This window comes from Ruegeria sp. H8 (genome assembly GCF_056532905.1).
In genome coordinates, this window is the sequence record NZ_JBQFNY010000002.1 from 403,562 (window position 1) to 423,137 (window position 19,576).

General features: G+C 59.8%; 21 protein-coding genes. 11 read left to right on the forward strand and 10 right to left on the reverse strand.

Translation table 11 applies throughout. The annotated features are described in order from the left end of the window. Nucleotides 1-3: 3 nt before the first annotated feature. Entirely contained in the window at nucleotides 4-378 is a 375-nt protein-coding gene (locus ACR0A2_RS08385) for a hypothetical protein (RefSeq protein WP_480834716.1), read from the forward strand. Nucleotides 379-390: 12 nt separating this feature from the next. Here the strand turns inward: ACR0A2_RS08385 and ACR0A2_RS08390 are convergent, their stop codons facing one another. The 5 genes from ACR0A2_RS08390 to ACR0A2_RS08410 all read right to left on the reverse strand — a co-directional run bounded on the left by ACR0A2_RS08390 (nucleotide 391) and on the right by ACR0A2_RS08410 (nucleotide 6,176). Beyond that, a complete protein-coding gene (locus tag ACR0A2_RS08390) occupies nucleotides 391-1,935 on the reverse strand; it encodes a Ppx/GppA family phosphatase (RefSeq protein ID WP_480834717.1) in 1,545 nt (514 codons plus the stop codon). Between the two features lie 49 nt (nucleotides 1,936-1,984). Continuing rightward, on the reverse strand, nucleotides 1,985-2,674 hold the full coding sequence (locus ACR0A2_RS08395) for a P-loop NTPase family protein (RefSeq protein WP_480834718.1): 690 nt from the start codon (nucleotides 2,672-2,674) through the stop codon (nucleotides 1,985-1,987). Then, the gene (locus ACR0A2_RS08400) at nucleotides 2,675-3,748 is read right to left on the reverse strand and encodes an AI-2E family transporter (RefSeq protein ID WP_171114837.1); all 1,074 of its coding nucleotides are present in this window, start codon (nucleotides 3,746-3,748) and stop codon (nucleotides 2,675-2,677) included. It abuts the gene before it with no gap. A gap of 89 nt (nucleotides 3,749-3,837) precedes the next feature. Continuing rightward, nucleotides 3,838-4,812: an isopenicillin N synthase family dioxygenase gene (locus tag ACR0A2_RS08405; RefSeq protein ID WP_480834719.1), complete on the reverse strand. Its 975-nt coding sequence runs from the start codon at nucleotides 4,810-4,812 to the stop codon at nucleotides 3,838-3,840. Next, on the reverse strand, nucleotides 4,812-6,176 hold the full coding sequence (locus ACR0A2_RS08410) for an FAD-dependent oxidoreductase (protein WP_437181693.1): 1,365 nt from the start codon (nucleotides 6,174-6,176) through the stop codon (nucleotides 4,812-4,814). Before ACR0A2_RS08410 ends, ACR0A2_RS08405 begins: the two co-directional genes overlap by 1 nt. Nucleotides 6,177-6,366: 190 nt before the next feature. Here ACR0A2_RS08410 and ACR0A2_RS08415 point away from each other — a divergent pair, with 190 nt between their 5' ends. Beyond that, nucleotides 6,367-7,185, forward strand: a complete 819-nt coding sequence (locus tag ACR0A2_RS08415) for a methyltransferase domain-containing protein (RefSeq protein WP_480834720.1) — start codon at nucleotides 6,367-6,369, stop codon at nucleotides 7,183-7,185. 71 nt (nucleotides 7,186-7,256) lie between these two features. After that, nucleotides 7,257-8,597: a proline--tRNA ligase gene (gene proS, locus ACR0A2_RS08420; protein WP_171227868.1), complete on the forward strand. Its 1,341-nt coding sequence runs from the start codon at nucleotides 7,257-7,259 to the stop codon at nucleotides 8,595-8,597. Between the two features lie 116 nt (nucleotides 8,598-8,713). Here the strand turns inward: proS and ACR0A2_RS08425 are convergent, their stop codons facing one another. Together ACR0A2_RS08425 and ACR0A2_RS08430 are read right to left on the reverse strand one after the other, a co-directional pair. Next, a complete protein-coding gene (locus tag ACR0A2_RS08425) occupies nucleotides 8,714-9,073 on the reverse strand; it encodes a hypothetical protein (protein ID WP_152458705.1) in 360 nt (119 codons plus the stop codon). Between the two features lie 17 nt (nucleotides 9,074-9,090). Next, on the reverse strand, nucleotides 9,091-9,411 hold the full coding sequence (locus tag ACR0A2_RS08430; RefSeq protein ID WP_480834721.1) for a hypothetical protein: 321 nt from the start codon (nucleotides 9,409-9,411) through the stop codon (nucleotides 9,091-9,093). An 18-nt stretch (nucleotides 9,412-9,429) separates the two neighbouring features. Here ACR0A2_RS08430 and ACR0A2_RS08435 point away from each other — a divergent pair, with 18 nt between their 5' ends. Together ACR0A2_RS08435 and ACR0A2_RS08440 are read left to right on the forward strand one after the other, a co-directional pair. Then, a complete protein-coding gene (locus tag ACR0A2_RS08435; protein ID WP_171227870.1) occupies nucleotides 9,430-10,725 on the forward strand; it encodes a lipoprotein-releasing ABC transporter permease subunit in 1,296 nt (431 codons plus the stop codon). Then, a complete protein-coding gene (locus ACR0A2_RS08440; protein WP_152458702.1) occupies nucleotides 10,718-11,404 on the forward strand; it encodes an ABC transporter ATP-binding protein in 687 nt (228 codons plus the stop codon). Before ACR0A2_RS08435 ends, ACR0A2_RS08440 begins: the two co-directional genes overlap by 8 nt. Here ACR0A2_RS08440 and ACR0A2_RS08445 read toward each other — a convergent pair. Next, nucleotides 11,388-11,825 carry a DMT family transporter gene (locus ACR0A2_RS08445; protein ID WP_170343675.1) on the reverse strand — a complete coding sequence of 146 codons (438 nt, stop codon included), beginning with the start codon at nucleotides 11,823-11,825 and terminating at the stop codon, nucleotides 11,388-11,390. The genes ACR0A2_RS08440 and ACR0A2_RS08445 overlap by 17 nt on opposite strands. Before the next feature lie 97 nt (nucleotides 11,826-11,922). On the opposite strand from ACR0A2_RS08445, the gene ACR0A2_RS08450 reads away from it, so the two are divergent. Next, on the forward strand, nucleotides 11,923-12,330 hold the full coding sequence (locus ACR0A2_RS08450; RefSeq protein ID WP_480834722.1) for a c-type cytochrome: 408 nt from the start codon (nucleotides 11,923-11,925) through the stop codon (nucleotides 12,328-12,330). On the opposite strand, the gene ACR0A2_RS08455 is transcribed toward ACR0A2_RS08450, so the two are convergent. Continuing rightward, a complete protein-coding gene (locus ACR0A2_RS08455; RefSeq protein ID WP_480834723.1) occupies nucleotides 12,327-13,019 on the reverse strand; it encodes a hypothetical protein in 693 nt (230 codons plus the stop codon). The two genes, ACR0A2_RS08450 and ACR0A2_RS08455, sit on opposite strands and share 4 nt — an antisense overlap. 42 nt (nucleotides 13,020-13,061) lie before the next feature. Beyond that, complete coding sequence (locus tag ACR0A2_RS08460; protein WP_480834724.1) at nucleotides 13,062-13,724, reverse strand: DNA-3-methyladenine glycosylase I; 663 nt, start codon at nucleotides 13,722-13,724, stop codon at nucleotides 13,062-13,064. Between the two features lie 419 nt (nucleotides 13,725-14,143). Here ACR0A2_RS08460 and ACR0A2_RS08465 point away from each other — a divergent pair, with 419 nt between their 5' ends. From ACR0A2_RS08465 to ACR0A2_RS08485, 5 genes are all read left to right on the forward strand, one after another. Then, on the forward strand, nucleotides 14,144-15,094 hold the full coding sequence (locus tag ACR0A2_RS08465) for an ABC transporter substrate-binding protein (protein WP_224853472.1): 951 nt from the start codon (nucleotides 14,144-14,146) through the stop codon (nucleotides 15,092-15,094). Nucleotides 15,095-15,103: 9 nt separating this feature from the next. Further along, on the forward strand, nucleotides 15,104-16,153 hold the full coding sequence (locus tag ACR0A2_RS08470; RefSeq protein WP_480834725.1) for a quaternary amine ABC transporter ATP-binding protein: 1,050 nt from the start codon (nucleotides 15,104-15,106) through the stop codon (nucleotides 16,151-16,153). Continuing rightward, entirely contained in the window at nucleotides 16,150-18,216 is a 2,067-nt protein-coding gene (locus ACR0A2_RS08475; RefSeq protein ID WP_480834726.1) for an ABC transporter permease, read from the forward strand. The genes ACR0A2_RS08470 and ACR0A2_RS08475 overlap by 4 nt, the downstream gene beginning before the upstream one ends. Nucleotides 18,217-18,318: 102 nt before the next feature. Then, nucleotides 18,319-18,984: an NnrU family protein gene (locus ACR0A2_RS08480; RefSeq protein ID WP_480834727.1), complete on the forward strand. Its 666-nt coding sequence runs from the start codon at nucleotides 18,319-18,321 to the stop codon at nucleotides 18,982-18,984. 70 nt (nucleotides 18,985-19,054) lie between these two features. Next, the gene (locus ACR0A2_RS08485; RefSeq protein ID WP_480834728.1) at nucleotides 19,055-19,576 is read left to right on the forward strand and encodes a DUF2478 domain-containing protein; all 522 of its coding nucleotides are present in this window, start codon (nucleotides 19,055-19,057) and stop codon (nucleotides 19,574-19,576) included.

The window sequence follows — 19,576 nt, forward strand, 5'->3', positions numbered from 1 at the left end:
GGTATGAAACACGTTTTGCTGATCAGCATGATCACTGCCGGCATCGCCGCGCCCGCCCTTTCGCAGGAAGACAACAGCAAATCCCTGGTGGAGCAGGGGGCCGAGCTGTTTTTCGAAGGTCTGCGCAAGGAGATGGAACCGGCGCTGGATGAGCTGCTGGGCCTTGCGGATGAGTTTGGCCCGGCAATGCAGTCATTCTTGCGGGAAATGGGCCCCGCACTGGCCGAACTGGGGGCCGAGATCAAGGATTGGAGCGCTTATGAAGCGCCCGAGATCTTGCCCAATGGCGATATCATCATCCGCAGGAAACCGGCCGAGGATCCGCCAGAGCCTGAAAATGAAGGTGAAGAATTGCCCGAAGGGGCAACTGATATCTGATCGGATCGAGGGTCAGCCCTTGATGATCACGCGCGTATCGGATTTCAGGGCGTTCGCCAGTGAATTCAGGCGCGCTTCGGCAACTTCGCTGAACAGGGGGGCTGCTGCTTCGGGCAGGTACAGCTCCAACTGCCGCTTTTTGGGATAGAATTTCAGGCGCCCCATATTGGCGTCGTTGTGCATCCACAGCATCGCGCCAAATCGCATGGCCTTGCCCAGAATCTCGGCGTCTTTCTGGCCTTTTTCGTCCAGCAGTTCATACAGGGGCGCAAAGCGGTTGCCCTCGCGTTTGTTGCGATACCGGTGCTGCAAGGCCAGCCCGATAAAGACACGTTCGGAATGCTTCAAACCGCCCAGATTGGCGCGGGTGACGTTGTCGAAACAGACTTCGGCCCGGTAATCGGGATGAGCACGCCAGCTGACATCGTGCAGCAGGCACGCAGCCTTGATCAGTCGAACGCTGCTGGGGGGCGCTGATTTGAACAGCGGCATCACGAAATCATAGAGGTTTCGGCCAAATCCGGGCAGGCGGGCATCCTTGGATTCGGCAAAAAGGCTGGCTTCGATCAGCGGGTCCCGGTCGCGCAACTCCTGCGACATCTGTTCATACAGCAATCCCTCACGGATCCCATAGCTGGATATGGCGATGTCCTTCGGTTTGAACGTTCGGATCAGCCGGGCCAGAACATCCATCGCGTAGGGGATGAGCGACATCCGCGAGCTGGATACACCGGCCTGGCTGCGCAGCTTTTCATGATCGTTCTTTTCAATGAACTTGATCGTTTCACGAACCTGTTTTGTCGTCATCCGGTATTCATGCAGCACGTTCAGCGGATAGCCCCGCCGCAGCATGTCCAGCCGGGCAAAGGCCCGCCAGCTGCCGCCAACCAGAAACAGACGATCCCGCTGCGGACCCATTTGATCGCGCAGCTGTTCCATCGTGCTTTTGATATGGGCCTTGCGTGCGCGCCGTCCGCCCTTGATATCGCGCAGTTTCAGCGGCCCGAGGGCCGAAGTCAGGCGGCGGCCGACCTGACCGTCTCCGATCTCGGCCAGTTCCATCGACGACCCGCCGATGTCGCAGATCAGGCCATAGGCTCCAGGCCATCCCAGCAGCACTCCCTGAGCTGATAAACGGGCTTCTTCTTCCCCGTCGATGACTTCCACGTGCAGCCCGGTCTCTGCCTTGACTTGATCGCAGAAATCCGGCCCGTCCTTGGCCTCGCGCACCGCTGCCGTGGCCACGACATGCAGGCCCGGCAATTCCAGATCAACCGCCAGATTCTGAAACCGTCGCAGCGCCGCCAGTGCCCGTTCGCGCCCACGCGGGTTCATTCGCCCGGTCTCGGACAGGCCCGCGCCCAATTCACACATGACCTTTTCATTGTAGAAATAGGCCGGCGATCGGGCCGCACCGTCAAAGATGACCATCCGGACCGAGTTGGATCCGACATCGACAACTCCGACACGCGACAATGCCCGGGTTCCAGGCTCGTCGAACAGTGGCTTTCCGAAAGGCCCCCAATCAGGGATGTCGGTTGCAGCGGTCTGATCCATGTGTCTTCCAGATAATGCTGTGTGAGGATGCGAAATTGGCGGGTGCGGGTCAATCACCCGTCTCGATCTCGTCCGGGCTCATGTTCAGAACCCGCACGGCCAGGGAGCGGGTGATGTCGCGCTTTTCCATAAGCGCCAATTGATCCAGCTGCGCCACTACGTCGGCCGCAGTTTCAAATCGACGATCCATGTGTTTGACCAGATAGGCGATTACCTCGGGGCCGGGGTTCAGCTGCCGATCTACGAACAGTTTGGCCAGAACCGCACCCAGCAACGCATCGTCTGGCGGATCCAGCGCCACGTGATGGGCGCCTTCGACCCGGCTTTGCAGGTCGGCCAGTGGCAATTCCCAGAATTTCGGGGCCAGCCGACCAGTCATCAGCAGGGCGTTCCCCTCGGCCAGAACCAGATTATGCAGGTGAAACAGCGTTTTCTGCTGGTCGGGATCGTCGGCGATCATGGGCACGTCTTCGACGGCAATCGGCCTGAGTGCCAGATCCGGCACGTCGTCATACCGCAAATCCGCAGCCTGAATGATGCGCCCGCCGGTTTCCGCGGCCCAGACATGCGCCAGATGGGTTTTGCCCGAACCGGCCGGGCCGGTCAGAACAAGCTTGTTTCCCGGCCAGGATGTGGCCGAGATCATCGCCACGGCCAAGGCATTGGCAGGCGACACAAAAAAGTCCTCTCGCCCGAGCGCAGTTTTGGCGGGCAGATCAAAGCTGAGTTGTCGGGCCATTTACTCGGTTTCCTGATCCTGACGTTCAAGACCGGTATAAAGTCGGCTGTCCAGGTACAGCGATGTGGCAAATCGGGCCAGCACGCCCAATGCTGCGGCCACGGGCACGGCGATCAGCATGCCGACAAAGCCGAACAAGGCCCCAAAGACCGACAGTGCCAGCAGCAGCCAGACCGGGTGCAGCCCGACAGAGCTGCCTACCAGTTTGGGTGTCAGGAAATTCCCCTCGGTGACCTGCCCGATCGCAAAGATCCCCGCGATCAGTCCGACATGTGCCCAATCTCCCCAAAACTGAAACAGCGCCAGCCCGATGGCCAATGAGCCTCCGATCAGGGCGCCCAGATAGGGGATGAACGTGACCAGCCCCGCGATGAACCCCACGATCAGGCCGAATTGCAGACCGGCAAGCATCAGCGCGACGGCATAGTAAGTACCTAGGATCAGGCAGACCGTTCCCATCCCGCGCACGAAAGAGGCCAGCACGGCATCAATCTCACCGGCCAGCCGCCTGATGGTGGGGGCGTGGTCACGCGGCAGGAGCTCTCCGATGCGAGCGACCATGCGATCCCAGTCCAGCAGCAGGTAAACAGCCACGACGGGCACGATTACCAGAAGGACAACAATGTTTATCGCGGACCCGAGTGAGGCAAGAACCGTTTGCAGAACATCCCCGGTCTTGGATTTCAGCATGTCGCCGAAGGACACCAGCATCTGATGAGTGTTTGATTCCCGGTCCAGCAGCGACGGGAATTGTTTTTCAATGAACCCGCGCAATTGCTTGAACAGGTCAGGCAGAACGTCGATCAGATCCAGCAATTGAGTAATCAGGGCGGGCACGACCATCAGGATCGCCAAAATAAACCCCAAAATCCCGACGACGGTGATGATGGCTGTGGCTGCGATGCGCGACAGGCCCAACCGCTCCAGCCGATCCGCAACGGGATCAAGGAAATACGCAATTGCTCCGCCTATGACGAAGGGCAGCAGGACATCCCCCAAAGCCCAGAGGATCAAAACAAAAACCGCAGCGGCGACGCCCCAGTATCTCAGCTGATCCTTTACCGGCAAAGCCATCGTGATCCCCTTGTTCAGGCCTTTGCAGGCGTTCTTGGCGCATCAAAGCCCATGATGCAAGCGCTTCATGGGCACGGGCTTTGCCCGTTTCAATCGTGCAACGTCCCCAGTTCAGGGGTGTCTTCTTCTGCGGCTTCATCGGGCCAGTTGGTGCGCCAGATTTCTGCCGACCAGTGCCCACAATGAACCGCCGGGCGGTCGAAACCGGGCAGGGCGGGCAACAACGGTTCAACAATGACGTCATGGCGGGGTACGGCGAAATAAGGGAAAGAATACCGTTCCTTGCCCGACCGGTTGACTACCCGGTGAGGCGTGGATTTCAATCGCCCGCCTGACCACAGCTCCAGCATGTCGCCGATATTCACCACGAAGCCACCGATTGGGCAGTCCGGTGAAATCCACTTGCCGCTGCGGGTCTGCACCTCGAGCCCGCCCACCGGATCGGGCGCGATGATGGTCAGTGCGTCCGTATCCTTGTGCGGATGGATGCCATAGCCCGCTTCTTCCGCGGCCTGCGGGGGATAGTGCAGCAATGTCATATTGGTCATCGGGTTGCGGAACGCGTCGCGCAAAATGCCAGGGGTCAAGTTCAGGCCGGATTCCAATGCGCCCAACAACACATCAGTGACCTGATCCAATTGACGCCAATAGTCCAGGATGACCTCTTTGGCGATGGGAACTTCGGCGGGCCACAGGTTCGGGCCGTACAGGGCACATTCAGCGCGCACGGGGTCGGTGGCGGCAACCTCGTGGTGCAGCTTGTACCCCTCGTATTTGTCGGCCTTGCCGGATCCGTCATTCGGTGTGAAAAAACCCATCGGGATATAACCGCGATAACTCTCGCGCGTGATGGCCTGATCCCATTTGCGGGATTCATTTATGGCAAAGATCTCTCGTGTGGTCTGACGGACCTGATCCACCGTCTGCTGGGACACACCTGTCCCGGTGATGGACAGAAACCCGATTCCTGTGCAGGCCTCAATTATACCTTGTACCGTTGCGGCAAAGGCTGCGCTGCCGGGATCGGACAGCGGCGAGATGTCTATTGTCGGAATCCTATCCATCAGTGAATCCTGACCCCCTGACGCTCTAGTTCCGTGTGAACAGGTGCCAGGTTCAATTGGTCCAGGCTCTGATTGCTTTTCAGTGCCATGGCCGCCGCAATGCCCGCACCCTGGCCCATGACGGCGCAGCAGGCCATGTTGCGCGTTGCGGCATGGGCCACCCGGTCCGCACCATGCGACCGCCCAGCGACCAGCAGGCCCTTGACGCCCCTGGGCAGCATCGAGCGGTAGGGGACCTGCATGTACCGCCCCGTGGTCGGCAGGATCAGAATGCCATAGCCGTCGATGAATTCGGGATAGATGCCGATCGTGTCCTCGAACCGGCCCTGATGGCGGGCGTCGTTTTCGGTCATGTTGTAGACCGCATCGATCTTGCGGGTGTCGCGAATACCGATGGTCATCCCGAAATTCCGAAGCCGCGCGTTCTCGCATCCCGGCATGAACCGGCGCAGCGCCTCGATGGCCAGCATAGTCTGACGGCGGCCTTCGATCTCGCCACGTGTCAGGCTGTCGGGGTCGGTCCCATCAATCTCGGCCAGATGGATGAGGTTCATGTAGGTCAGCTCGCCCGTGTCATGCATCGCGCCCCAGGTGCCGGCAATGGTATTCAGATGGGGCGGGATCAGCCCCTGATCGATGGCCTGCTGGAAGGGCTTGTGCACGAAGGGCGAAAACATGTCGTCCTCTTTGCCGCTGGTTTCGATGTTCCACTCACCGCCGCCGCCCCAGTCCTTGTAGGTCTGCGGATCGGCTTTGACGCCTTCCATAAAGGCGCGCTTGTCCACCCCGGCCAGATGGAACATGACAGAGGCCGCCATCATGTCTTCTCGTGGTGTTTTATGCGTCGGGGCCCCCGCGCGATGGGCCACATCGGCGTCGCCGGTGGCATCGATTACCACCTTGGCCAGTATCGCCTCGCGCCCGGCCTTGGATTCGGTGATGATGCCAGTGATCCGGTCCCCTTCCATGATGGGGGCGACGAATTGCCGGTGCAGCATCGGGTGAACACCCGCCTCTTCGACCAGCTTGTCCGCCACCAGCTTGAACCCTTCGCTGTCCAGTTCATAGCTGAGCGACTGGCTTTCGGGCACCGCCGCGCCCATCTCTTTGGCGCGGGTTTCGAACTCCGTCCCGACGCCGCCGGCCTCGACGGTTTGCTCGTGCCGATACCAGGCGAATCCTTCGACGCCGACGGCAGTGATGTTGCCGCCCATACAGCCGAACCGGTCAACCAGCGACACGTCTGCGCCTGCGCGGGCCGCTGCCAGGGCTGCTGCCAACCCGGCCGGGCCAGAGCCCACGACCAGAATATCGGTCTGGTGGATGACAGGTATCTGCCGGGCGGGTTCCTGAATTGTCTGCAACAGCGCCTCCTGGTGTTTGTGTTCCCGCCACAATTGAAATTCCCAATTGGCGGGTCAATCAAAAACCCGACTGACCTTGGGTCGCAAACGCGCCATTGCCGGGCGTCGCGTTCACAGTCCGCCAGCGCAGAGAGCCGACGTGCCGGGCCGAAACGTGCTATACTGACGCTCTGCCTTGGGGGACGGAGCAATGCCCGACATCTATCAGAGCCTGGATCAACAGGGGGAAGACACGGTTCGCGTCGTTGCGGACCGTCTGGAGTTTCGCGGCGAAATGCCGGATTTCGTGAAAATGCGCGAACGCTATTTCGACCGGCTCGACTGGGCCTCGTGCCGCCGCATTGTCGATCTGGGCTGTGGCACGGGCGTCGTGACGCGGGCGCTGGCTGACCGGGTCGGCCCGGAGTGCGATATTGTCGGGTCGGATCTGGCGGCGGAACTGATCAAGGTAGCAATGGAAAAGACGGATGCCGCGGGGTTGGCGGGGCGCATTCGGTACGAGGTTGCGGATTCCCGAAACACCGGTGACGGCCAAGGCAGCTTTGATATCGTCATCGCGCATACGGTGATCAGCCACGTGGCGGACCCGGCGGCGATGCTGGAGGAAGCCGCGCGGCTGACGCGGCCCGGCGGCACGATCGCCATTTTCGATGGCGACTATGCGTCGTTGACGATCGGCGCTGGCGACCCTGACGCCAACGCGATGGCGGTGGACGCAATCTTGCAGACGGTTGTCGGCAATCCGTTCGTTCTGCGGCATCTTCCGTTCCTGGCCCGGCAGGCGGGGCTGGAAGTTTCCGGTTTCATCCCGGAATTGCTGGCCGAGGCTGGCCAGACCTCGTTTTTCGGAAACATGATCGACGCCTATGTCGGCCCGTGCATTCAGGCAGGCGCGATCGACGCCGAGACCGCCTTGAAATGGGCCGAAGGTCAGAAAACAGCCGCGCGAGAAGGCACGTTCTTTGGTTCGTGCAACTATTACACTTATTTGCTGCGCAAGCCTGAATGATGCGCCGCCTTGCCTAGCCTTTGTGGATCGCGTAGAGCATTCGGGCTTTCGCTAGACAAATAGGATCGTTCATGCGCCTCAGCCGTTACTTTCTGCCCGTTCTCAAGGAAAACCCGTCCGAGGCCCAGATCGTTAGCCACCGGCTGATGCTGCGTGCCGGGATGATCAAGCAGGCCTCTGCGGGGATTTATTCTTGGCTGCCGCTGGGTTTCAAAGTGCTGCGCAAGCTGGAAAACATCGTCCATGAAGAACAGGCCCGGGCTGGTCACATCGCGATTCAGATGCCCATCCTCCAGTCGGCGGATTTGTGGCGCGAATCCGGGCGCTATGACGATTACGGGCAGGAAATGCTGCGCATGAAGGACCGGCATGACCGGGACATGCTGTTCACGCCCACGGCCGAAGAACTGGTGACCGATATTTTCCGCGGCCACGTGAACAGCTACAAAGACCTGCCGCTGACTCTCTATCAGATCCAGTGGAAATTCCGCGACGAAATCCGCCCGCGTTTCGGCGTGATGCGAGGCCGCGAGTTCTATATGAAGGACGGCTACAACTTCGACCTCACCAAGGAAGACGCGCTGCACGCCTATAACCGCCATCTTGTCAGCTATCTGCGCACCTACGAACGTATGGGCCTTCAGGCGATCCCGATGCGCGCGGATTCGGGCCCCATCGGCGGCGATGACACCCATGAGTTCCTCGTGCTGGCTGACACTGGTGAATCCGAGGTCTTCTATGACAGCGCCGTCACCGATCTGACCTTTGGTGATCGTGAGATTGACTATGACAGCCGCGAACAGTGTCAGGCGATCCTGGAAGAGTTCACCTCGAAATACGCACGCACGGATGAAACGCATGACGAGGCGCTGTTCAATCAGATCCCCGAAGAACGCCGCCGCGTGGCGCGTGGTATCGAAGTTGGACAGATCTTCTATTTCGGCACGAAATATTCCGAGCCGCTGGGCGCCACCGTGCAGGGCCCGGATGGCAAACCGGTTCCGGTGCATATGGGCAGCCACGGGATCGGCGTCAGCCGTCTGGTCGGCGCAATCATCGAGGCCAGCCATGACGACAAAGGCATAATCTGGCCCGAGGGCGTGACCCCGTTCCATTGCGGCATCGTGAACCTGAAGCAGGGCGATGAAGAAGCGGATGCGGCCTGTGACAAAATCTACAATGCTCTGACAGCCTTGGGGCTGGAGCCGCTTTATGATGACCGCAACGAACGGGCAGGGGGAAAGTTTGCGACCATGGATCTGATTGGTCTGCCCTGGCGGATCACGGTTGGGCCGCGTGGCCTGAAGAATGGTGTCGTTGAACTGACTTGCCGCCGGACCGGTGAAAGCGAGGAACTGAGCCCCGAGGCGGCCGTTACCAAAGTTGCTGAAATCTACCAGCAGATTGCCTGAGCACCGTCACCGGTGACGGGTCTTGCTGTCACGCAACACAGATCCATTTCGCGAAGGTGGCCATGCGATTGGCTTGGCCACCAAATGTGAACTGACCAATTTGAATGGTAGAGACGTCAGTCTTGGTCTGCCGTCGGGCGCGTTGCAAGGATATCTCCGTTGGCGCCATCGCCGCGTGCGACCACGATCGGACGGCCCAGCCGGTTGACCAGGTCACGAAACTCAAGACCCAGAAACCGCAACCCGCAAACCCGCGCGTCCGTAGTGCGATCCGTGATACACAGACGCCCTTGCCGGAAAACCAGACGGTACCCTTTGTCTTTCAGAATATCCGTCAGATTGCCCCAGCTTGCCGCGCTGGCAAAGATCGGCCGAATGGCCGCACGCAGCAGCGCCGCTGTTTCACAATCCAGTTCTTTTGATGCTTGGCGAGACGGAATAACCCCCGCACCGTTGGTTGAAATTTGAAAATTCATTGAGCGACCCCCGCTCCTTAAATGTGTTCCCCCACATACAGGGTGACAAAGTTTCTGAAAATAATCAAAAAGAGTAATAAAATTTCGCGCCCATTGTTGCTTTTTCGATTCAGGAGCTCACAAAGCGCGATGATTAACTTCATACATGAAACAATACCGGTTTGTCTGTGATGCGCTTCACAACTCATGGTGTAGCACCAGATTTCCAAGTCATCCGTTTGGCCCAGCCGCCGTGCTGGGCAACCGGATTGATTCGGCTCGTTCAGGCTGACGAACGGGTTCAAAGCGACAACCGGCTTGACCATCGGGTGAAATGCCGAAACTGTCCCCGCGAACATGAACACCCCGGAGCAGGCATGGCCAAGACACCCCCGCCCTTTGCCCCTTTTGAATGGAAAATCGCATGGCGTTATCTGCGGGCCCGCAGGGCCGAGGGCGGCGTCAGTGTGATGACCTGGATTTCTCTGATCGGGATCACATTGGCAGTGTTTGCCCTGATCGCGACACTGGCGGTCCGGTCCGGCTTCCGTTCCGAATTCGTCGGCACCATTCTGGGCGCCAACGCGCATGTGACGGTCTATTCGTCAGGCGAGATTGACGCGCAGGGGCGGGTGGATCGCACGATTGCCGACTACGAAGAGCGCGCGGCCCGGATCGCACAAGTGCCCGGAGTTCAACGCGCGGCTCCCTTGGTGAAGGGGCAGGTGCTGATCACCAACCGCGACCGCAGCAGCGGGGTTGAAGTGTTTGGAATCCGACCCGACGATCTGCGTGATCTGCCCGGAATTGCCCAGGCAGAGCAGGCTGTGGGGGACTTGTCTGAATTCCAGACGGGTGAGGATGTCATCGCAATTGGTTCAGGCGTGGCGCGCAGCATCGGGGCAACGGTCGGGGATGTCGTCAAGTTGACTTCGCCCAACGGCGTCAAAACCGCCTTTGGTACGTCGCCCCGCGTGAATGCCTATCGCGTTGTCTATGTGTTCTCGGCCGGGCGCTATGATATCGACCGCACGCGCGTCTACATGCCGTTTTCGCAGGCGCAGGGCTTTTTCAATCGCGAAGGTGTGGCCGATGAAATCGAAGTGATGGTGGACAACCCCGAAGACCTGGGCCCGATCCTGATTTCGATTCTCGAGGCCTCGGGCGAACGCAGCCAGATCTGGACCTGGCAAGATGCATCCGGAGGCTTTCTGCGGGCGCTGGAAGTTGAAGACAACGTGATGTTCATCATCCTTTCGATCCTCGTTCTGATCGCCGCGATGAATATCGTTTCGGGCCTTATCATGCTGGTCAAGAACAAGGGGCGCGATATCGGCATCCTGCGCACCATTGGCCTGAGCGAAGGGTCGGTTCTGCGTGTGTTTTTCATCTGCGGCGCTTTTACCGGCCTGATCGGAACGGCAATGGGGGTCATCCTGGGGTGCCTTTTTGCGATCTATATCGATCCGATCTTTTCCTTCGTGAATTACGTGATGGGCGGTGGCGTCTGGGATCCGTCGATCCGGGGCATCTATGCCTTGCCCGCCGAGCTGCACCTGAGCGACGTGCTCAAGGCGATCGGCCTGTCGCTTGGTCTGTCCTTTGTCGTCACCTATTTCCCTGCCCGTCGAGCGGCGCGGCTGAACCCGGTCGAGGCGTTGCGCTATGAATGATGTCACATTGCGTCTGAAAGGTCTGACTAAGACCTATCTGAAAGGCAAACCGGGCGAGGTGCAGGTCCTGCGCGGAGTTGATCTGGATCTGCGCGCGGGTGAGGCCGTAGCTATGGTTGCGCCGTCTGGGGCAGGTAAATCAACGCTTCTGCATATCGCCGGTCTGCTGGACATGCCCGACGAAGGAACCGTTGAAATCGGCGGGCAGAACGTATCGGGCAAGGGCGACCGGACCAGAACCGCACTGCGTCGGCAGGATGTCGGGTTCGTGTATCAATTCCACCACTTGCTGCCGGAATTCACCGCGTTGGAAAACATCACCCTTCCACAACTGGCCAATGGTGTGCCGGACAAGGCCGCACAGGCCCGAGCGCTGGATCTGCTGGACCGTGTCGGCGTGGCCGCACGCGCCAGCCATCGCCCCGCCGCACTGTCTGGTGGGGAACAGCAGCGGGTGGCGTTTTGCCGGGCTTTGGCGAATGCGCCCCGTGTTTTGTTGGCGGATGAACCGACGGGCAATCTGGACCCCGAAACCTCGGATCAGGTCTTTGATACACTGATGAAACTGGTGCGGGACGAGGGGTTGTCGGCGTTGATAGCAACGCACAATCTTGACCTGGCGGCGCGCATGGACCGGATGGTCCGGCTTGAGGGCGGGGTGCTCAGGCCAGTTGAGTGATCGCAACGCCAATGGCCATGACGGCGATCCCGCCCATCCGCATGAGCGTAAGCGGTTCGACCTGTGCGCCGAACAGGCCGAAATGGTCGATGGCCGCAGCGCTGATCAATTGCCCGAGCAGCACAAAGAACACGGCATTGCCCACCCCGAAATGCGGTGCGACATGGGTGATCGACAGGACATAGAAAGCAATCAGGACACCTGCAAGCAACAGGTGTTTCGGCGCATTGGCAATTTTGGACAAGGCCGCAAATCCGGGAAACAGCGCCATGACCAAGGCCGAGGCGACGAAGGCAATGGCAAACAACACAACAGCCGCCGCAGTTGGCGACCCGATGACTTTTCCCAGCGCCGCGTTGAGCGCGGCCAGGATCGGAATTCCAAATCCGGCGGCCAGCATGATGGCGGCGTATTGTGTCATTGCCCGAAACCTCTGTACCTTTTTCGTTGATCTGGATCATTGCGCCAAGACGGTCATCGGGCAACCCTGCAAATGCCAATCCAGGCAGGAGGATACGATGTTCAAGGCAACAATCAGTGTAATGGTTCTTGGGGTTTCGGCTGCTGCCTCGCAGGCCGCCTGGGCACAGGACGCGAAGACCGGAGAGGAACTCTATATGCACCATTGCGCGACCTGCCACGGAATCGATGCGATGGGTCAGGGCCCGATGGCAGCCGTGTTGGTGGTTCAACCGAGCGATCTGACCGCTTTGTCCGACGAAGAGGGCATGTTCCCGACGGCCCGCGTTGTCTCCCGCATTGATGGTCGGGATCCGCTGGTCAGCCATGGCAGTCCGATGCCGGTTTATGGTCCTTATTTTGATGGGCAGGACACATCCATGAAAACGCCGCAGGGTCAGCCGATTCTGACGAGCCAGCCCATCGTGGATCTGGTGGCCTATCTGGAGACCTTGCAGCAGAATTAGGTTCCGCTGCAAATCCCGTCGGTCTCGGCCTCGCTCCAGGGAAGCAGGATTGCGCGCTCTCGCCCTTTTTGCGGAAGCGGGGACAAATCAAAATGCGCGCTCAGCATCCTGTGCAGCCGTTTGGTTCGGGTGGCCTGAGGGTCCAGCGCACGGCAGCAAACGTATTCCTCGACGATGGCGCCCTGCTGTTCAAACCCGTAGGACAGGAAGTCCGGCGAGGTTTCGAGGTCAAAAAGATACGGGTCGCTGCGCCCACCATGTTCCGCCGCTGCTCGCAACGGGTGGTAACCGGTGGTCCGGCGATTCTGCCACTGCCAGACATGCGTCAGTTCATGGGCCAGCAGCATCGCAGCCACCAGGTTCATCTGATCCGGAAAATCGGACATGTAGTCTTCCAGATACCAGTCGCGCGCAAAGTAGACCTTGTTGAACAGGGCCACGGCGGCTGGCTTGCCTGTCACCGGCCCGGGGTCTACCGGAGGAAGGATGCGCTCGCGGCACGCCAGACGTGGCCGCTCTTCGCGGAAATACGTCACATTGGCAACCGGCGCACCCTGGACCAATCGCACGCTGTCAAGATTCAGGGTTTCGCCCTGAATGGCATCCGCAAAGTCGCGCTCTTGCTTTGTCAACGGACGGCCGCAAGAGGACAGCAACAAAAGAGCACACAGGAATACGCGCAGAACCATGAGGTGAATCCTAGTCCTCTGCTTGCGATCCGCAAACCGTTTTCACAGGCTCATGGCCAGAACCCGGCTGATTTCCGTCAAAGACCGCCCGGATTGATCCATCCAGGAATTGAAGGCCCGTTGCACCGCCGCCATGGCTTTTTTTGACGTGGCGGGTTTGTCGATCACACCTTCGGCGATCAGACGGGCGGTGACGTCCCGCGACAGAATGAAACTGTCGCGGCCCGCAAAACGCATCGCATATTGCGCCGAAGCCCCGCCAAGACGAGACCCGCGTTTGGCCAGCATGGCTAGAAGGCTGACATAGTCATCAGAGGGCCAGCCCCCCAGAACCTGGCCCGCGCCGCCTTCGTCGCGCAGTTCCAAAAGGAACGCCGCGTTGTCCCGCACTGCTGCGATCTTGGTTCCATTGCGGACAATGCGTGTGTCTTGCAGCAGGGAATCGAACTTTTCATCATCCATGAACGCACACCGGCCCACATCGAAACCGTCAAAGGCGGCCTCGAATCCATCCCATTTGTTTTCGATGACTTTCCAGTTGAAACCGGCCTGAAAGACGCATTTCGCGATGATCGATAGCCACCGGTCGTCGGGCATCGCCGCCAGTTCTTCGTGGCTTTTGGGCTTGGTCAGCTGTGCTTCAAAGGCTTCGACCCCACCGTGGCGAGAGGCGGCAATATCAAAGATTTCGTCAAATGAACGCATGAACCCAACCTCAAAGCTGTCATGTCAAGAGTGATTTGTTTTGCCTTCCTTTTGCAATGGGAATTTTCGGTGTTCGAAAGCCGCCCGACCGAAAATGAAACTCGGCCCGAACAAGAAAAAACACTGAACTGTCAAAGAAATCCTCGACAAACGGTCTTAAAACAGTTTGTGATTGACTCGTCAGTCAACATTCCGTGCCCCGGGGCGGGGAAAAATGGCGGGTCGGGCAGGGGTCCTTGCGGCGCCTGCGGGGGAAAATCTACGCATCAGCGGCAAGAAAGCTGCGCTGTTACAAACTGATCACTTTCCTTTTCCGACCAAATTTGTGCATGTTGCGGCATGGTATTGTCATCAGACAAAGATACCGGCGGGAAACCCCTGCCGGGGTGGGCAAAACAAATAAGACAGGGAGAAAATCCATGAAAAAACTGAGTGTAAGCCTTATGGCCCTGACCGTTGCCGGTGCGGCGCATGCGGCGGATATGGGGGCCGTGGACGAGCCGATCAAACTGGCGATCAACGAATGGACCGGTCAGCACGTGACCACGCATGTGGCGGGTGAGATGCTCAAGGCCGCCGGTTACAAAGTGGAATATGTAACCGCCGGCATGATGAACCAGTTCCAGGCGCTGGCCGATGGAGACATCGACGCGACGCTGGAAATCTGGTCGTCCAATGTTTCGGATGAATATGCCAAGAAGATCGAGGAAGGCACGGTTGTCGAAATCGGCGATCTTGGCCTGGATGCAAAGGAAGGTATCGCATACCCGGCGCACGTCGCTGATCTGTGCCCCGGCTTGCCTGCGTGGGAAGCGCTGAAAGACTGCGCGCAGGTTTTTGCCACGGCGGAAACTCTGCCCGGTGGCCGTCTGGTCGACTATCCGGCCGACTGGGGCACACCTGGTGCGGATCGCATGGCCGGCCTTGAGCTGCCGTTCAAGGCTGTCCCCGCCGGTTCCGAAGGTGCCCTGATCGCTGAACTTCGCGCATCGACCGAGCGCAAATCGCCGCTGCTAATCACATTCTGGCAGCCGCACTGGGCGATGTCTGCCTATGACGTGCAGTTCGTTGAACTGCCCGCAGGTGAAGAGGCGTGCTTTAACGATCCGGCGTGGGGTCCGAACCCGAACGCGGTAAACGATTGCGACTTTTCACCATCTCGCATCTTCAAAGCCGGCTGGAGCGGCCTGGAAGAAAAGTGGCCCGCCGCCTATGAAATCCTGTCCAACTATCAACTGGCGGTCGAAGACCAGCAGCCGATGATGGGTGCGATCGATGTTGACGGCGGCCAGGTCGAAGAAGTTGTCGCTGCATGGATGGCCGAGAACGAAGACAAATGGCGTCCTGTTGTCGACGCGGCGACCAAGTGAGCCACTTAGGTGACTGACACGACTATGCCAGCCATTGCCTGCCGGAATCTCTGGCAGGTCTTTGGCCCGGGCGCTGACAAAGCCCTGACCGACGCGCTGTCTCGGTCAGGGAATGACGCTGACAAGGCCGCCGCAGACCTGCGGGAAAACGGGTTTATTCCGGCGGTTCAAGATGCCAATTTCGAGGTCAGGGAAGGCGAATTGTTCGTCATCATGGGCCTGTCGGGCTCGGGCAAATCCACGCTGATCCGCTGTATCTCGCAACTGCTGCCCGGCACGGGTGGTGAAATTCGGGTGGATGGCGAGAATGTCATAGGCGCCTCAAAAAAGGCCCTGACCGAGCTGCGCCGGAAAAAACTGGGCATGGTGTTCCAGCATTTCGGCCTGTTCCCCCACATGACCGTAGCTGAAAACGTCGCATATCCTCTGCGCGTTCAGGGCGTGGGCAAAAAGGAACGGCTGGACCGCGCGCAGGAAGTGATTTCGCTGGTTGGTCTGGAAGGGCGCGAAGACAGCTTCCCGCGACAGCTTTCCGGCGGGCAGCGGCAGCGGGTGGGTATCGCCCGCAGTCTTGCCGTAAACCCTGACATCTGGTTTCTGGACGAACCGTTCTCGGCGCTTGATCCACTGATCCGTCGCCAGTTGCAGGATGAATTCCTGCGCATTCAAGCGACGTTGAAGAAATCCATCGTCTTCATCACGCACGATATTCAGGAAGCGCTGAAGCTGGCAGACCGCATCGCCATCATGCGGGATGGCAAGATCGTGCAGATCGGCACGCCCACGGATATCGTCCTGCGACCCGTCGATGACTATGTGCGCGAATTCTCGAAGGATGTCGCCAAGGGGCAGCATGCCAAAGTCGCCTCGGTCATGCGAAACGAGGCAGAGTGTGGCCCGGATGATCCCGGCCTGACTACGTCGATGACACTGGACGCGGCCCTGGCCCATTGCATGGAACTATATGAACCCGTGCCGGTGCGGGATGCCGATGGCAATCTCGTTGGCACGGTGCACCCGTCCGATCTGGCTGCCGCGCTTCAGGTGGACGAAACATGACCGCCTTAACTGAGGTTCCGACGCAGCACGGCGCGCGGCTGACGGCGGGCGCCAAGGCCGCCCTGATTACGGTTGTCGTCGGTGCGGTTTGCCTTGCACTCGAGGGCATCGCCCCATGGCTGGTCAAATGGCCCGCCGCGTGGGAACTGCCTGCAACCCAATGGGTGGGCGCGTTTCTGGATTGGTTTCTGAACCTGATCAAACCGGCGATGCGGTTGTTCTCGGATATGATGACCTATCCGATGAACTGGGCGAATTTCGTTCTTGGCAACACGCCATGGCCCCTCCTGATCGGGATCGTGACCGCTCTGGGCTGGTACTTGGGCGGTTTGCCCATGGCGGCGCTGGGCTTTCTGGGCCTTAGCTTTGTCCTGGCGTCGGGTTACTGGGCTGAGAGCATGAACACTCTGGCCTTGGTCGCAGTATCCGTTCCGGTGGCGTTGATTTTGGGTGGTGGCATAGGCATCCTCGCCAACGAGGTGCCGCGGGTGAAATCCTTCGTCCAGGCGGTTCTGGACGTCATGCAGACCGTGCCGACCTTCGCGTATCTGACGCCGTTGTTGTTGCTTTTTGGCTTTGGCCCCGTCGTCGGTCTGATCGCCTCGGCCATCTATGCCGCGCCGCCCATGGCGCGCAACGTGATGCTGGGGCTGGAACGGGTCGAGCCCGAGATCAAAGAGGCCGCGATCATGTCCGGAGGCACGCGGTTTCAGCAATTGTTTCAGGTCGAAATTCCCGCCGCTACGACGCAGATCATGGTCGGTGTGAACCAGTGTCTGATGGCGGCCTTGTCGATGGTCATCATTGCCGCCGTCATCGGTGGGTTCAACGATATCGGCTGGGAGGTTCTGCTGACCATGCGCAAGGCGCAGTTCGGGGAGTCTCTGATGGCTGGTCTGGTCATCGTGGTCTTTGCCGTCGTCATAGATCGCATGAGCGGCACCTTGGCGACCGAGCGCAAACGTTATGACAGCCGGGTTGTCTGGGCGATGTTGGGTTTCGCCGTGGTCTTCACCGCCGCCTTCTGGGCGTGGTTGCCGAACCCATCCGAACTGACCTTGCTGGATCCGATGGCCGAGGCTGTGGACAGCGGCCTGACCGCGTTCACTCAGGCCAATGGCCCGTGGTTGGATGCGCTCAAGAACAACTCACTTTTCTATGTGCTGCTGCCTTTGCGGATCGGTCTAGATCAGGCGGTCCTGCCCTTCACCTGGGGCTTCCAGTGGACGGCGGGCATGAGCTTTGGCCTGTTTGCCGCAGGTGCCGGGATCGCGCTGTTGATGGCATGGCGTGGGCGGCTGACGGATGGTCTGATCGTCATGATCCTGATTGGGATGCTGGAAACCGGCATTGCCAACCTGCCATGGCCTTTCGTTCTGACCGGCGCCGCTGCTCTGGGCTGGGTCGCGGGGGGCTGGCGCCTGGCGGCGCTGTGCGTGGGGCTGCTTTGCACCATCCTCGTTTCGGGCCTGTGGGAGAGAGCACTCTTGTCGCTTTACCTGAGCGGTGCGGCGGTGTTTTCCTGTGCCGTGGTCGGCGGCCTGATCGGCCTTGCCAGCGCGGTCTGGGAGCCGGTGTGGAAAGTGGTCCGTCCGATCTGCGACATGTTGCAGACAATCCCTCTGTTCGTGTTCCTGATCCCGGTCCTCATGGTGTTCCAGATCGGCGAGTTCTCGGCCTTTCTGGCAATCTGTGCCTATGCTATCGTGCCCATGATCCGCTACACGCGGCACGGGCTGGTCAACACGCCGGACGAGATGATGGAGGCCGCGATCTCAAGCGGTGCGACCGAATGGCAGATCATGCGCGACGTGCGCGCGCCCTATGCCGCGCCCACGATCCTGCTGGGGCTGAACCAGACCATCCTCTATGCCTTTGCGATGCTGGTGATCGCCGCCCTGATCGGCACCACGGGTCTGGGGCAGTCGATTTATCTGGCGCTGGGCCAGGCGGATGTGGGGCTTGGCATTTCGGCCGGGGCCGCGATGGCGATTCTGGCGTTGATTGCCGATCGCATCGTGCAGGGCTTTGCCGAAGAACGCCGCGCGGCGCTTGGGTTGTAAACAGGGCAGAGGCGATGCATCGCCCCTGCGCCGAACTTGATTTTGGACAAGGATACCCGTGCCGTCCTGATCTAGACCGATCCCAATAAAGCGGAGATCACCATGACCGGTTGGGTCCTATTCCTTGCAGCGCTCGTCACATTCCTTCTCAGCCACGCGATTCCGGTGCGGCCTGCCATACGCGGGTGGCTGATCGATACACTCGGGCGCCGGGGGTATTTCACGGCCTATTCGGTTCTGTCGCTGGCCGTCCTGGCGTGGTTGATCATTGCCGCTGCCAACGCTCCTTATGTCGAGGTCATCCCGCCATTTGCGTTTTTGCGCTGGGCGCCGGTTCTGATCATGCCGGTGGTCTGCTGGCTGGCTGTCGCGGGGCTGATCATTCAGAACCCGTTTTCGTTCGGAGGGCTGGGCAATCGGCCCTTTGACCCAGAACAGCCCGGTATCCTGCGCACAACTAGACACCCTATCCTTGCCGCGCTGATGCTGTGGGCGGTGGCACATCTTCTTGCCAATGGCAGCCTGTCACATGTGATTCTGTTCGGCCTGTTTGCCGGTTTCGCAGCCATGGGCATGGCCCTTGTCGACCGGCGCAAGTCGCGGGAAATGGGCTTTGAATGGGTCCGCTTGTCCCGCAACACGGCGCGGTTCTCACTGCGCGCACCGCGCCCCTGGCCGCGTCCCGGGGTGTGGCTGGCCGCACTTGCCGCCTATGCGGTTCTGCTTCACTTGCACGCTCCTGTGATTGGCCTGTCCCTGCTTCCGTGAACGAGGGAGTGGCCGGGCGGTGCCTTGCGTGCTATTTGAAACGTCACAAACGAATTACAAGAGGTCCAAGATGCATCTGGCCTATGTCACCACCACCGATCGCGGCGCGACGGACCGCCTGCTGAGCGCCGTTGCGGAACGCCTGCTGGCGTCCGGATCAAAACTGGCCGGTGTCGTGCAAACAAACACGGAGTGCGCCGACAGCAGCAAATGCGATATGGACTTGCGCGTGCTGCCCGACGGTGAAACCATCCGCATTTCGCAGTCGCTGGGCACCCAGTCGCGCGGTTGCCGTCTGGACCCGGCAGCGCTGGAACAGGCGGTGGGATATGTGACCGCCTCGCTGGAAGGCGCGCCCCAATTGCTGATCATCAACAAATTCGGCAAGCATGAATCCGATGGACGGGGGTTTCGCCCCGTGATCGGCGAAGCGCTGGCGATGGATATCCCGGTGCTGGTCGGCGTGAACGGTTTGAACGAAGAGAAATTCCAGACCTTCGCGGATGGTGCAGCGGAAGCCCTGCCGGCGGATCTGGATGCAATCGAGGCGTGGTTCAACAAGGTCTCGGAACTGCGTCAGGCGGCGGAATAG